The sequence below is a fragment of the Motiliproteus sp. genome, assembly GCF_965230735.1.
Lineage (GTDB): Bacteria > Pseudomonadota > Gammaproteobacteria > Pseudomonadales > Balneatricaceae > Motiliproteus.
Window position 1 is genome coordinate 2,903,124 of sequence record NZ_OZ246016.1, and the last position, 13,826, is coordinate 2,916,949.

General features: G+C 51.0%; 8 protein-coding genes. 7 read left to right on the top strand and 1 reads right to left on the bottom strand.

Annotated elements, in window-relative coordinates; translation table 11 throughout:
- The first annotated feature begins 138 nt into the window (after positions 1-138).
- Positions 139-1,095, top strand: a complete 957-nt coding sequence (locus tag ACO05M_RS13360; protein WP_421863733.1) for a cytochrome-c peroxidase — start codon at positions 139-141, stop codon at positions 1,093-1,095.
- Complete coding sequence (locus ACO05M_RS13365) at positions 1,092-4,355, top strand: EAL domain-containing protein (RefSeq protein WP_421863735.1); 3,264 nt, start codon at positions 1,092-1,094, stop codon at positions 4,353-4,355. Before ACO05M_RS13360 ends, ACO05M_RS13365 begins: the two co-directional genes overlap by 4 nt.
- Before the next feature lie 35 nt (positions 4,356-4,390).
- On the opposite strand, the gene ACO05M_RS13370 is transcribed toward ACO05M_RS13365, so the two are convergent.
- The gene (locus ACO05M_RS13370) at positions 4,391-4,891 is read right to left on the bottom strand and encodes a DUF4405 domain-containing protein (protein ID WP_421863738.1); all 501 of its coding nucleotides are present in this window, start codon (positions 4,889-4,891) and stop codon (positions 4,391-4,393) included.
- A 572-nt stretch (positions 4,892-5,463) separates the two neighbouring features.
- Here ACO05M_RS13370 and acnB point away from each other — a divergent pair.
- The 5 genes from acnB (at position 5,464) to ACO05M_RS13395 (ending at position 13,759) form a co-directional block, all read left to right on the top strand.
- Positions 5,464-8,061: a bifunctional aconitate hydratase 2/2-methylisocitrate dehydratase gene (acnB, locus tag ACO05M_RS13375; protein ID WP_421863742.1), complete on the top strand. Its 2,598-nt coding sequence runs from the start codon at positions 5,464-5,466 to the stop codon at positions 8,059-8,061.
- A gap of 589 nt (positions 8,062-8,650) precedes the next feature.
- Positions 8,651-8,869, top strand: a complete 219-nt coding sequence (locus ACO05M_RS13380) for an EF-hand domain-containing protein (protein WP_114693996.1) — start codon at positions 8,651-8,653, stop codon at positions 8,867-8,869.
- A gap of 528 nt (positions 8,870-9,397) precedes the next feature.
- Positions 9,398-9,637 (top strand): hypothetical protein, encoded by a 240-nt coding sequence (locus ACO05M_RS13385; protein WP_421863745.1) that lies wholly within the window; start codon positions 9,398-9,400, stop codon positions 9,635-9,637.
- A gap of 349 nt (positions 9,638-9,986) precedes the next feature.
- Positions 9,987-10,628, top strand: a complete 642-nt coding sequence (locus ACO05M_RS13390; RefSeq protein ID WP_421863748.1) for a DsbA family protein — start codon at positions 9,987-9,989, stop codon at positions 10,626-10,628.
- A 707-nt stretch (positions 10,629-11,335) separates the two neighbouring features.
- Entirely contained in the window at positions 11,336-13,759 is a 2,424-nt protein-coding gene (locus ACO05M_RS13395) for an SIR2 family NAD-dependent protein deacylase (RefSeq protein ID WP_421863750.1), read from the top strand.
- Positions 13,760-13,826 lie beyond the last annotated feature (67 nt).

Sequence of the window (13,826 nt, forward strand, 5' to 3'; positions counted from 1 at the left end):
GACCCGGGAGAAAAGAAGGTTAATTCACAACCCCTCACCCCCTCCCCCGGCATTTAAATAGCGGAACTCCATAAACCAAATATTAGTACTCCTGACATTTTTATGCCGGAGGTTTTATAAATTGCAGCCTGTATTAGCATGCAAAAGTCACTGTTTATATTAACTTTATTAATCTTACCGTTATCGGTCTCCAAAGCTGGCCCGCTAAAAAACGAGCCGATTACACCGCTGTCGATCGATAACAGTATTAGCGCCCAGCTAGCCGAACTGGGGGATCGTCTATTTCATGATACCCGGCTATCCCAAGACAACTCAGTGAGCTGCAGCAGCTGTCATCAGCTTTCTCAGGGCGGTGCAGACGGTCGAGCGCGATCCATTGGTGTTGCCGGCGCGATGGGGGCAATTAAGGCCCCGACGGTCTTTAACAGTAGCTATAACCTTGCCCAATTCTGGGACGGGCGTGCAGCAACACTTGAGGAGCAGGCCGCCGGTCCGGTTCATAATCCTGTTGAAATGAACTCATCCTGGTCTCAGGTTCTTGCCAAGTTAAATCGTGATCCGGCCATGGTGGCAACATTCAACAAGCTGTTTGATGACGGTATCACCGGCGCCAATATCACCACGGCAATCGCTGCCTTTGAGCGAACCCTGGTAACGACCAACTCAAGATTCGATCGCTGGCTGCTGGGCGAAGAAACCCTTACCGAACAGGAGCTGAAAGGGTATCAGCTGTTCCGGAACTACGGCTGTATCAGCTGCCATCAAGGCGCCAATGTCGGTGGCAACATGTACGCCTACATGGGCGCACTGGGTGACTATTTCAAAAACAGAAACACGGAACTGACCCAAGCCGACCTCGGCCGTTTCAATGTCACCGGTCAGCAGGAAGACAAGCACTATTTCAAAGTCCCCAGCCTACGTCTGGCGGCAATCAACAGCCCTTACTTTCATGACGGATCGGTCGCCACGCTGGAGGAAGCGATCCGAATCATGGGGCTCTATCAACTTGGGCGCGAGATCCCCACAGCCCATATCCAAGACATCATCGCCTTTCTCAACACCCTGGTCGGGGAGCACAGCAAATTAACGCCATGAAATTGTTACTCCAATCCATTGGTCAGCGGCGTGGATTCCTACTGCTGAGCCTGAGTGCTGCCTTCGCGATGCTGCTCGGGTTGTTTTGGAATGACGAGTCCGATCACTACGCCGAACTGTCGCGCCAGATGCTACAACTGAAAACACTGGATGCGCGTCTTGACCGGGATATGTTGCGCATCGCCTCATTCCTAATGGTTCAATACGATCCGCTGGTTCAGACCAACAATGAGCTGAGCCAGGTTAAAACGCAGCTGACCAGCGTCGGCAGTGGCCGGGATTCGGTTCTGGCCGAATACAATCAACGGTTGTGGCAAGCCATGGACAACAAACTGGCCTTGATGGAAAAGATCAAGTTTCAGGCAGCCATTGTGCGCAACGGTATTCGCTATCTTCCAACCCTGGCGCAGGAACTCAAACAGCAGGCTCCCAGTCGTTATGATCCGATTGTTGAACTGATCAACCAACTCTACAGCTACCAGCTGTTTGCCGCCGATTCCAACTTTGACGATATTCAGGCATCCCTGGAACAGGTCAAACGATGGTCCTGGGAATCAAGGGACAGCATGGAGCTGGTAGAACAGCTGCTGTTTCATATCGACTCCAACCTCCATGGTCTGACCAAACTGGATTCGCTAAAGAAGCACTACCTGGAGATCCCCAGTCAGACCTTCTTTCAGGCGCTGTACGCGCAGTTGGAACAGAAAAGGCTGTCGCAGACTTCGATCAAAAAGCAGCTGATCGTACTTCTCTCCGTGTCGGTGTTTGCACTCATTGCCGGCTTATGGCTGCTGATACAAAGCCTGCATAATGCCCATCAAGAATCCAAACGGGCTTGGGGACGCCTCCACGATGCCGTGAGCAACCTGTCTGAGGCTTTCGCGCTGTACGATGCCGACCATCAACCCGTGCTGTACAACCGGCGCTTCGAAGCGATCTACCCTTGGCTCAAACATCAGCGGAACGGCTCAATGAGCCTGCAAAAGCTCCAACAAGCCGCCTCAGGCCGGGTTCAATACTTCAGCCTGGAAGGCGACCCCATCACCGCACCTCCTGTTCAGGGGCAGTATATTGAGCAGATCGACAGCAACACCTGGTACCTGGCCAGCAATAACCCGACCAGCGAGGGCGGCACGGTCTGTGTCAGAAGCGATATCACCGCCTCAAAACGCGCCGAGGCCGACTCACGAAAATTGAGCCGGGTCTTGATGCAAAGCCCGGCATCCGTGGTCATCACCGACACCCGGGGAGTCATCGAGTACGTCAACCCACGCTTCGAACGGGTATCCGGCTATAGCGCCGACGAAGCCATCGGTCGAAACTCCAGCTTCCTGAAGAGCGGCAACTTAAGCCCGCAGGATTACGAAGCGATGTGGCAACGGCTGATGGCCGGTCAGGAGTGGCGCGGCATGTTCCACAATCGCCGAAAGGACGGCTCGACTTACTGGGAGTCCGCGTCAATCTCACCCCTGCGGGATGAGCACGGCAAGATCACCAGCTTTATCGCGGTTAAGGAAGATATCACGGCCCAGAAACTGGCCGAGGATCAGTTGCGCATGAACGCGGCGGTCTTCGAGACCACGGCTGAGGGTATCATGGTCACCGATGCCGAAAATCGAATCAAAACAGTCAACCCCGCCTTCAGCAAGATCACCGGTTATGCGCTTGACGAGATTCTGGGGCAAACACCGCACCTGCTCAAATCCGGCCGCCATGGCCCTGAGTTTTACGAGCAACTCTGGAATTCGGTGCGACAGAAGGGCCACTGGACCGGAGAGATCTGGAACAAACGCAAAGACGGGACCGTCTATCCCGAATGGCTCTCGATCTCGGCGATCCGGGGTGAAACCGGACAAATTGAAGAGTTCGTCGCCGTATTCACCGACATCACTCAGCACAAGAAGAATGAAGAGCAGATTCGTTATCAAGCCAACTACGATGCGCTGACCGGGCTGCCCAACCGCAGCCTACTGTCCGATCGTCTTGAGCAAGCGATCGCCGCAGCCAAACGCGAACAGTGGATGCTGGGAGTTTTGTTCCTCGATCTGGACCACTTCAAGGTGATCAATGACACCTTTGGCCATGCTGTCGGGGACGAACTGCTGCAACTGGTGTCAGCTCGCCTCAAAGCCTGTCTTCGAGAGTCCGATACCATTGCCCGTTTTGGCGGTGACGAATTCGTAATCCTGCTACCGGATATCAGAGAAACGGACTCGGTGGCCCAGGTGGCGACCTATATCATCGAGCAGATCACCCGCAGTTTCACGCTGTACGGGCGCGAGATCTATATCGGCGCCAGTATCGGCATCACGATCTACCCCGACGACGCCGACAAGGCCGATACCCTGTTACAAAATGCGGACATGGCCATGTACCAGGCTAAGGAGAGCGGACGCAGCACCTATCAGTTTTTCACCGCCTCCATGCAGCAGCAGACACTGGATCGCCGTCAGCTGGAACTGGAGCTGCGTCAGGCGATCAAGAACCAGGAGCTGGAAATTTACTACCAGCCGGTGGTCAACCCCAGTCTCAACAAGATCGTCAGTGTCGAGGCCCTGCTGCGCTGGAACCATCCCAGCCGCGGCCAGGTCTCACCGGCCACCTTTATCCCCATTGCCGAAGACAGCGGTCAGATCGGCCAGATCGGCCAGTGGGTGCTGGCCAACGCCTGTCGGCAATTGAAAATCTGGCACGACGCGGGATTCAGCGAACTTAAACTGGCGGTTAATCTATCCAGCCGGCAACGCGAGCTGGGGCTTGACGCGGACGACCTGAAGCAGCTGGTCGATCAAGCAGGAATTGCCCCCGAGTCCCTGACCCTCGAAATCACCGAGAGCCTATTGATGCGCGATACCGAGGACGCGATGACCTGGCTCTCCAGTCTGAAAGACCTTGGGATCAATCTTTCGATCGATGACTTCGGTACCGGCTACTCGTCATTAAGCTATCTGAAACGATTCCCGGTCGACGCCCTGAAAATCGATCGATCCTTTGTTAACGATCTGCCGGACGACCTTGAAGATGTGACGCTGGTCAAAACCATTGTCGCGATGGCGCAGAACCTCAATCTGTCACTGGTCGCCGAAGGCGTTGAAACCCAGCAGCAAGCAGAGTTCCTGGTCAATAACGGCTGTCGTAACCTGCAGGGCTATTACTACGCCAGACCGATGCCTGCAGCCGAGATCAGTGTATGGCTGATCAAGGCCCCCTCAAGCGCCACTTCGGGGCCGACTCAATCCCTGTTCAAGGATCCTGAATGATGACGTCGACGGCAGGCCATAGATCCCGGGCCTGCTTAAGCGCCTTTTGCGGGTTGCGCAAACAGTAATTCAATCAGTCGAAACAGATGAACATCGTTTTCCTGGGCAAGCTCTGCCAAGGTCTGCTCATTGCCAGTCAGTCTCAGGCCTTCCGATTCCAGAGCAATCCGCAGCTCATCCACCGGCCGATGCTGCAGGGCCGCCATCGCACGGATTGAGCTTTGCTCCATCTGCCTGGCAACCCGTTCAAGCGGGTGTGGCTCCTTATCGCCTGAAAAGAGCAAAACGCCAGCAATCAAAAAAGTGCCGAGAATAAGGCTCAATGCCCGCTTTTGATAGAAGTAGCGCTTAAAGGGCTTCCAGTGATTCAGAACATGTAATCCCACGATGGCGACAAAAGCGACACCGATCCATTCGTGGGCAGTCATGATCAATCCTTCCGCTAAATGGAAAAACAGCATGACGCCGGTCACTGTCACGATTAATGAACTACCGATGATAAGCGGAGTCGACCACTCCCTGGTTTGAAGTTTCATCGCCCTTCTCCCGGTTAGGGAACCTACGAACAAGTCCTTGCTAGCCTCTGGCCTCCAGCTTGGTTCGTAATCCAGGCGCAGTTTTGGAGCAATGGCCAGACCTTGCGCACTTCAGGCGCTTGCAGAAGCCGCAGAGACTTGTTCGCAGGCTCCTTAGCTAAGTTGTGGGCGCCAGTATGAAACAGACGAATGTAAAGTCGGGTTAATCCTATGCAAAATTAGGTAAACCACCTCCCAACAGGCTCGGCAGTTTGTTGTTTAACTACAAAAATGACGTTTAAGCGGGGATAGCTGCCAGCATCTCGGTGAAGAGATCTCGCCCTTCGGTTGTTTTATTACCTATATAACCCAGCCCTATCGCCACCATAAGGTTGAAAAATAGCAGTTTAAAAACAACAAATTAGCCAGAACATACCGGTAAAGCTCAGGCCCTGAGATTGTCGACAATACTTAACAGAAACCCAATTTTTCTATAAAATATAGCGTCGCCAAATCAGTAATTGATAATCACAACAGGGTTCGTCCAGGAGCTAACCTGTTCGGAGGTTCTGTCTGATAACGAGGGTCATATCATGCTTGAAGCTTACCGCAAACATGTAGAACAACGTGCTCAAGAAGGTGTCCCCCCAAAGGCACTTGACGCTGAACAGACCGCCGCTCTGGTTGAGCTGCTGAAGAACCCTCCTGCCGGTGAAGAAGAGTTTATCCTCGACCTTCTGACCAACCGTGTACCGGCTGGTGTTGACCAGGCCGCTTACGTGAAGGCCGGCTTCCTGGCCGCCATTGCCAAAGGCGAAGCGCAGTCTCCGCTGATCTCCAACGTTGAAGCCGTTGAACTGCTGGGCACCATGCTCGGCGGTTACAACATCGCGCCGCTAGTTGACGCCCTCGAAGACGATGCCTTGGCCCCAACCGCCGCTAAAGCACTGTCCCACACCCTGCTGATGTTCGATGCCTTCCACGATGTGAAGGACAAGATGAACGCCTGCAACGCCTACGCCAAGCAGGTTGTCGAGTCCTGGGCCAACGCCGAGTGGTTCACCTCCAAGCCGGCCCTGGCTGAAAAGATCACCCTGACCGTCTTCAAGGTAACCGGTGAGACCAACACCGACGATCTGTCTCCGGCTCCGGATGCCTTTACCCGCCCTGACATCCCGCTGCACGCCAACGCGATGCTGAAGATCACCCGTGACGGCATCAATCCGGATGTTAACGGCAAAGTTGGCCCGATCCAGCAGATCAAAGCACTGCAGGAAAAAGGCCATCAGCTGGCCTACGTCGGCGACGTTGTCGGTACCGGTTCATCCCGTAAGTCTGCCACCAACTCCGTACTCTGGTTTATGGGTGACGACATCCCGAACATCCCGAACAAGCGTGCTGGCGGCTACTGCTTCGGCGGCAAGATCGCGCCGATCTTCTTCAACACCATGGAAGATGCCGGTGCCCTGCCGATCGAGATGGACGTCACCAAGATGAACATGGGTGACGTCATCGACGTGTACCCGTACGAAGGTGTTGTTAAGAACGCCGAGACCGGCGAAGTGGTATCCGAGTTCAGTCTGAAGACTCCGGTTCTGTTCGACGAAGTTCAAGCCGGCGGCCGTATCCCGCTGATCATCGGTCGTGGCCTGACCACCAAGGCCCGCGAAGCCCTGGGGCTGGAAGCCACCGACCTGTTCAAGCAGCCGGTTAACCCGGCCGATTCCGGCAAGGGCTACTCCCTGGCACAGAAGATGGTCGGTAAGGCCTGCGGCGTCGAAGGTATCCGTCCGGGCACCTACTGCGAGCCGAAGATGACCACCGTTGGTTCTCAGGACACCACCGGCCCGATGACCCGTGACGAGCTGAAAGACCTGGCCTGCCTGGGCTTCTCCGCCGACCTGACCATGCAGTCGTTCTGCCACACCGCCGCTTATCCGAAGCCGGTTGACGTTAACACCCACCACACCCTGCCGGACTTCATCATGAACCGCGGCGGTGTTTCGCTGCGTCCGGGCGACGGTGTGATCCACTCCTGGCTCAACCGCATGCTGCTGCCTGACACGGTTGGCACCGGTGGTGACTCTCACACCCGTTTCCCGATCGGCATCTCGTTCCCGGCCGGTTCCGGTCTGGTTGCCTTCGCCGCGGCTACCGGTGTTATGCCGCTGGATATGCCCGAGTCTGTGCTGGTTCGCTTCAAGGGCGAAATGCAGCCGGGTATCACCCTGCGCGATCTGGTTAACGCCATCCCGTACGCCGCTATCCAGAGCGGTGAGCTGACCGTTGCCAAAGAAGGCAAGAAGAACGTCTTCTCCGGTCGTATCCTGGAGATCGAAGGCCTGCCGGACCTGAAAGTTGAGCAGGCGTTCGAACTGTCCGACTCTGCTGCCGAGCGTTCCGCTGCGGCTTGTTCCATCAAGCTGAACGAAGCACCGATCCGCGAGTACCTGAACTCCAACATCGTGATGCTGAAGTGGATGATATCTCAGGGCTACGGTGACGAGCGCACCATCAACCGTCGTGTTGCCGCGATGGAAGCGTGGCTGGCCAATCCGGTGCTGATGGAAGCCGACGCCGACGCCGAATACGCCTCAGTGATCGAGATCGATCTGGCCACCATCAAAGAGCCGCTGCTGGCTTGCCCGAACGATCCGGACGACGTTAAGACCCTGTCTGACGTTCAAGGCACCAAGATCGACGAGGTCTTCATCGGTTCCTGCATGACCAACATCGGTCACTTCCGTGCCGCCGGTAAGATTCTGGAGAAGGTAGGCACTCAGCTGCCGACTCGCATGTGGATGGCTCCGCCGACCAAGATGGACCAGTTCCAACTAACCGAAGAAGGCTATTACGGCGTTTACGGCCGCGCCGGTGTGCGTACCGAGATGCCGGGCTGCTCGCTGTGTATGGGTAACCAGGCTCGTGTTGCGGCCAAGAGCACGGTGATGTCGACCTCGACCCGTAACTTCCCGAACCGTCTGGGCGATGGCGCCGACGTCTACCTGTCCTCTGCCGAATTAGCAGCGGTAGGTGCCGCACTGGGCCGCATCCCGACCTTCGAGGAGTACATGGAGTACGCTGAAGACATCAACACCATGGCTGATGACGTTTACCGATACTTGAACTTCAACGAAATCGAGAGCTACCAGAAAGCCGCTGCTACCGTTATCCCAACGGTTGAGGCCTAAGCGTTAGACGCTGACAAGTTCTAATCAAAGCCCCCGCAGGGTTAGCCTGCGGGGGCTTTTTTGTGCCTGTCTTGTTAAAGCATCGAAGGCTGATTCGGTGGGGCTATCCCCCACCGGCAGTCAGTCCGGCCACCAGTCGAAGTCAAAAGCCAGTACGCTGCTGACTTCCAATACTGGGCAGCCAAATTGAATCGGGACCAAACAACAGTCATGAACTGATTTAAGCCTCTAAATGATCTTGATGTCGCAATTTTGTGACAATTCAAAGACAGCCACCCAAGGCCCTTCAGGCACCTAGGAACGCTGTTTCACTCAGCATTCCGGCCCATTCCTTGTCGTCGTCGCCCCTAGTGTCTGTTATCGGCTACAAGATAATTTTCTTATTTAACAATCAGTTAGTTATTAATGCTCAAACACTGTCGGCAAACAGCGACAGGAGACAGCCATGTTTTCTACGTCTGTTTCTTTTAAGTAATTGATTTATAAGTACATTGCTTCGATGGCACGATGATTGATATGGCATAGCTATCCGTCAGACTTCTGTTCGGGTGAATGACAAACTTAAAACCCATTGATAAGGGATTTCTCTATGAAGATTAAAACGTTATGTGCCATCGCTTTTGCCACCACCTCCCTGGCCGCCTATGCTGCCGAGAAGCCTGAATTCACCACCGTTGATGCCGACGCCGACGGCTTTATCAGCGCCGAAGAAGCGGCAACCGTGCCCGGTCTGAGCGAAGTATTCGTCCAGTCTGACATGGACAAAGACGGCAAGCTGAGCGAAGCCGAGTACAGCGAGATCAGCTAATTCGGTGCTGACGGCTCTATGGCTTGAGCAAAACTTCCAGCCGCCGAGGATCCTTCTGAGTCGTAATCAAGGACGAGAGGCGACTCCCCCGGCGGCAGGCAGACGAGATCGATAAATTACCTTACCCAGGTCACCCACCCAGATCGATCTAACAATATCTAGCCCAGCGTGCCGTCGCTGCGAAACTACCGCTGATCAATCCTGAAAACGACTGAATAAGTCTCAAAGGCCGCCAAACGGCGGCCTTCTTCCCCCTGACAGCATTCGACATCGTCCCGGCCCTTGTCCGAAAGCATTGCACTTCTCAGGCCTTACCGCTTTTTGGATGAAGGTATCTTGCTAGGACTTATTCGTAGGTTGCCTGGCAACGAACTAATCGTCTCTTACCCCATCGGCAACGTAATATGTATATGACAACTTAGACTATGTATGAGAGCTGTTATTCCATTAGAGTATGAACACTCGTAAAACAACGGGCCCGCCGTACCCCATGCCCGTACAGCAAACCGGCCCAAGGTGATAACAGAGATGATCAACACGTCGAACCCAGAACTAGCCCAACTAGCCGCTTCAAAACAAAACGCCAACCCTGCCCTGCGTCTGATTCTTATGATCGGACTCGGCTCTCTGGGCATCCTGCTCTACCTGGCACTTCTGGCCATCGAAGCAAGCCCCCTGATCAGTTTCGCGGTGATGTTCTTTATCTTTGTGCCGGTCAGCCGCGCTATCTACAACAAGTACACCCCCTCCAGCACCGAGCAAGGTTAACGCGACCCCAAGGGCTTCTCCCTAAGCCCTTGGTCTGCGTCTTAAGCCTTCAGCCTCATCGAACGCCAGCTACCAGCTGGCGTTTTTGCACCTGCCGCTCACCAAGACGATGACTCGTCATAAAGCCAGCTTCGACTCCCGTCATCGCTGCTATCTGCTATCCGTAGTCCTGCCTTCTGCCTACGAGCCTTAGAGCCAAATCGAACTAACCCGACCGGTAATCCGACGACAGAGCCTTTACAAGCCCCCTTCTGGCGTCGGCCCAAACTTGATTTTGATGGCCGAAACCACCAAGCTGCGCCCCCGTTCGTTGTTGACACCCGTTTTCTGAGTGAGCGAGGCCCTCTGAATGTCCGACCCGCAGTTCACCCTGATCTATGACACCTACTGCGGCTGGTGTTATGGCGCCGCGCCGATTTTCGACGTGCTCGTCCAGGCAGACATCCACATCACCGCCCTGCACCGCCGCCTGTTTCAGGGCGGAGCTCAGTTAAAAATGAGCAATGGTTTCGGCCAATTTGCCGAACGGGCAGACCAGCGAATTGCCCAACAGACCGGCCAGCCATTCAGCCAAACCTATGTCACGCAAATACTGCGCTCGAAAACCGAAGAGCTGAACTCAGAACTGACCGCCCGGGCCGCCGTTCTGGTCCACCCACAGGGTGCGGCCACTGAAATGGCACTCGCCCACCGGCTCCAAAAAGCCCGCTATGTCGACGGGCTTTCTGCCAGCGATCCGGAACCCATTATCGCAGCGCTTCAACCCTTGCTGGATGGCAGCATGACCGAGCAACAGATCCGTGCGGCACTGGCGTCTGAAAGCCTATCAGTCGAGGCGACGGCAATCGCACAACGGGCCGAAGCCCTGATGCAGCGGGTTGGCAGCAGCGGCGTCCCCACTCTGGTCTGCACGGTTAACGGTCAACACCAGGTCATTTCGTTAGAACCGTTCTTCCAGGCTCCCGAGCAGATCCTCTCGATCCTAAACTAAGCCGTTCAACAGCCGAACTGCATCAATCAAAGGGCCTGACTACCGCCAGCATTACAGAGCGATTTGAGGCTGATATCCCTCTGGAATCCAAAGATCAGTTCAGACAGAATCAAAAAGTCGGTGGGCTTATGACGCAGGGGATGAGGCTTCACTCAGAACTGAACGCACCTCCCTCACCCTCGGCACCTTCGAAGGCGTGACCATGGGATTGAGACTCAACTTATGAACTTATTCTGGAAAACCGTTGAGTACCTGCGGAGCCTACCCATCTGGGTTTGGCCTGCACTGCTATTCGTAATTTTTGTTATCTCGGGCGGTGTTGAATCTGACTGCTGCAGTTACTGATACGAGCAAAGCTCAACGAACGATCTGATAGATCACCACCTAGAAGTGATGCCCCTTCTATACACCAATGCCAAAAATCAAGCCAGTTGGTCTATTGACATCTCTGATATATACCTTCAATCATCTATCCATTACCTCCGGAGACTCTTGGAAGCCTTATTATATAAGGACTAACGAGTATTAAACTCAGACATTCACTTTTACGATACTAGGAGAGCATAATATCTGTATAGACATTATGGAATATCAATATTGGGCTGTTATCTCCTAGTATGGTAATGTCACAGCTACCATAAAATAAAAGCAGACTAATCTATATTTTCTGAAAGACCATATAAACAAACTATTTAATAGAGGGATCTATGAGTATTTCATTGAGTGAAATGGTGGAGGGCCTTGAGCCATCAAAGACGGTACTATTTTTTGGCGCTGGATCATCATTATCTTCAGGAGCACCAAGTGTAAATAAAATAATAGATGCCGTCTCAAATAAATTTAAAATTGAAAAGGATGGATTTACACTTAGTGAAATAACAAGCATTGCAGAAGAAAAGCGGTCAAGAAAGGACCTGGTTCATCTTTTAAGGGAGTTGTTCAAAAGCACTAATGTCACTGGCTCTCTATTAACTATTCCATTATACAAATGGAAAAATATTTATACCACTAATTACGACACACTTATTGAACAAGCGTATAAAAGAAAAAATACACCATGCTCTGTCATCTCTTCAAACTATGACTTTACAGAGCAAAAAATCCCAGACTCAATAAAGCTATACAAACTTCACGGGACCATAGACAAGGATATTTCTGATGGAACCAACTCAAGAATAATAATAAGTGAAAGCGACTATGATAATACATCAGACTACCGAGAGGCTTTATGGGATGCTTTGAAATTAGATCTGTGTGGGTCTAACCTTATTATTATAGGTTACTCTCTTGCTGATCAGCATATAAAAGATATTGTCAACAGAGCAATCTCTATAAACAATAAGTCATTTGCCCCTTCTTCAATATACTTATTGCTATATACGAAAGATGAAAATAGAGCCCTTTTATTTGAAAAAAGAGGGCTTAAAGTCGCATTTGGCGGAGTTGATGATTTCTTTGTAGAACTCCAAAAGAGCAACCTGCCTAATAATATTGCTTATGTAGCAACTGGGGACCCGTTAGATAGCCACCCTGCACTACAGTCGGTAACTATTAACGTGGCAGACGAGCTAAGTAATATCAGCAAGAATGTTGCTGCAATGTTCCAAGGATGGCCAGCTACATATTCTGATATAAAGGCCGGTGTTACTTTTTCCAGAACACTTTGTGGAAAAATTTACTCTATATTCTCTGATAAAACTTGTGCAACTATTCTAGGTGCTAGCGGAACTGGAAAAAGCACACTAGCTCGACAAGTAATACTAAAACTCAAAGATGATGGATTTCACTGCTGGGAACATAAGTCTAAGCACAAACTTATGTTTGAAGAATGGAGAAGCGTTGCAGCTCATTTGAAAGAAAAAGGTGAAACAGGCATATTATTTATTGATGATGCTCACGAGCATATTTATGAAATAAATAGTTTGGTCGATCTGCTATCGTCTGATGATTTATCTTGTCTGAAGCTGATTTTCACCTCGTCTAGAAACAACTGGATCCCAAGAATTAAAACATCTAATATTTTTAGTAAAGGAGAAGACTTCTTTTTAAAGAAACTTGATGAAAGTGAAATTGAAAGTCTACTAACACTGGTTGATACATGTGCTGACCTGCAACCACTAGTCGAAAGTAGCTTTTCAGGTTTCAATAGAATAGAAAGGAAAAGAAGACTTACCGCTAGGTGTGAGTCTGATACATTTGTCTGTCTGAAAAACATATTTGCATCAGAACAGTTTGATAACATCATTCTTCGTGAATTTGCTGAATTAGATAATAATCTCCAAGAAATATATAGGCTAGTATCTGCCATGGAGAGTGCTGGTGTTAATGTACATAGGCAAATGATAATTCGCTTATTAGGAATTCCTGCTCAAAATATTTCAGCATCTTTAACTAGCTTGGTAGATATTGTCTCCGAGTATTCGATAAGTGAAAGGGAAGGTATATACGGGTGGAAAGGTCGTCACCCTGTTATAACTGGAATTATAGCCAAATATAAAATGACTGATGAAAATGAGTATATAAACTTATTTGAAAAAGTCATTGACAATATAATTCCAACTTATGATATTGAAATAAAGACAATAAGGCAACTATGTTCATTTGACTCTGGCATTAGCCGCTTTCCCAATAAGCAAATAAGGAATAAGCTGCTTAGAAAGATGATATCAAAAGTTCCCGGTGAAAGAGTACCAAGGCATAGATTAATAAGATATTTGATTGACACTAACGAGCTGGATAAAGCAGAAACTGAGATAAGGCTATTTGACAACGACTTTGGACTTGATGGCCCCACTGTTAGATTTAAGATTATGCTGATGCTTGCAAGAGCTGAGAGAACCGCAGGAATTTTGAATGAAGATAGAGTGGCAATTTTAGAAATGGCTAGAGAGAACTCAGTCAGGGCGGTAGATAAATATAAAAACAACAAAAACCTAATAGCAACTTATTGTGATGTTGGTATTGAATACTTTAAAAGAAAAGGTGATCCCTCTGTTTATGATGATGCTATAGATAAGCTGAAAGAAGCAGAACAAAGAATCGGAGATCCAGATATAACGACCTCATTGATACAATATGAGAGGGCGTTTGCAAACCTACAAAGGGATATCCTAGAAGAAGCGGAAGCTTAGCTATACCATGCTGCTTCTTAAAGAAAGCCTCAGTTTATAGCTGAGGCTTTATCTATATTTATTTATA

What these genes read in the sequence shown, in the direction of transcription:
- ACO05M_RS13360 (WP_421863733.1), top strand. Translation starts at nt 139, where the DNA reads ATGCAAAAGTCACTGTTTATATTAACTTTATTAATCTTACCGTTATCG.
- ACO05M_RS13365 (WP_421863735.1), top strand. Translation starts at nt 1,092, where the DNA reads ATGAAATTGTTACTCCAATCCATTGGTCAGCGGCGTGGATTCCTACTG.
- ACO05M_RS13370 (WP_421863738.1), bottom strand. Translation starts at nt 4,891, where the DNA reads ATGAAACTTCAAACCAGGGAGTGGTCGACTCCGCTTATCATCGGTAGT.
- acnB (WP_421863742.1), top strand. Translation starts at nt 5,464, where the DNA reads ATGCTTGAAGCTTACCGCAAACATGTAGAACAACGTGCTCAAGAAGGT.
- ACO05M_RS13380 (WP_114693996.1), top strand. Translation starts at nt 8,651, where the DNA reads ATGAAGATTAAAACGTTATGTGCCATCGCTTTTGCCACCACCTCCCTG.
- ACO05M_RS13385 (WP_421863745.1), top strand. Translation starts at nt 9,398, where the DNA reads ATGATCAACACGTCGAACCCAGAACTAGCCCAACTAGCCGCTTCAAAA.
- ACO05M_RS13390 (WP_421863748.1), top strand. Translation starts at nt 9,987, where the DNA reads ATGTCCGACCCGCAGTTCACCCTGATCTATGACACCTACTGCGGCTGG.
- ACO05M_RS13395 (WP_421863750.1), top strand. Translation starts at nt 11,336, where the DNA reads ATGAGTATTTCATTGAGTGAAATGGTGGAGGGCCTTGAGCCATCAAAG.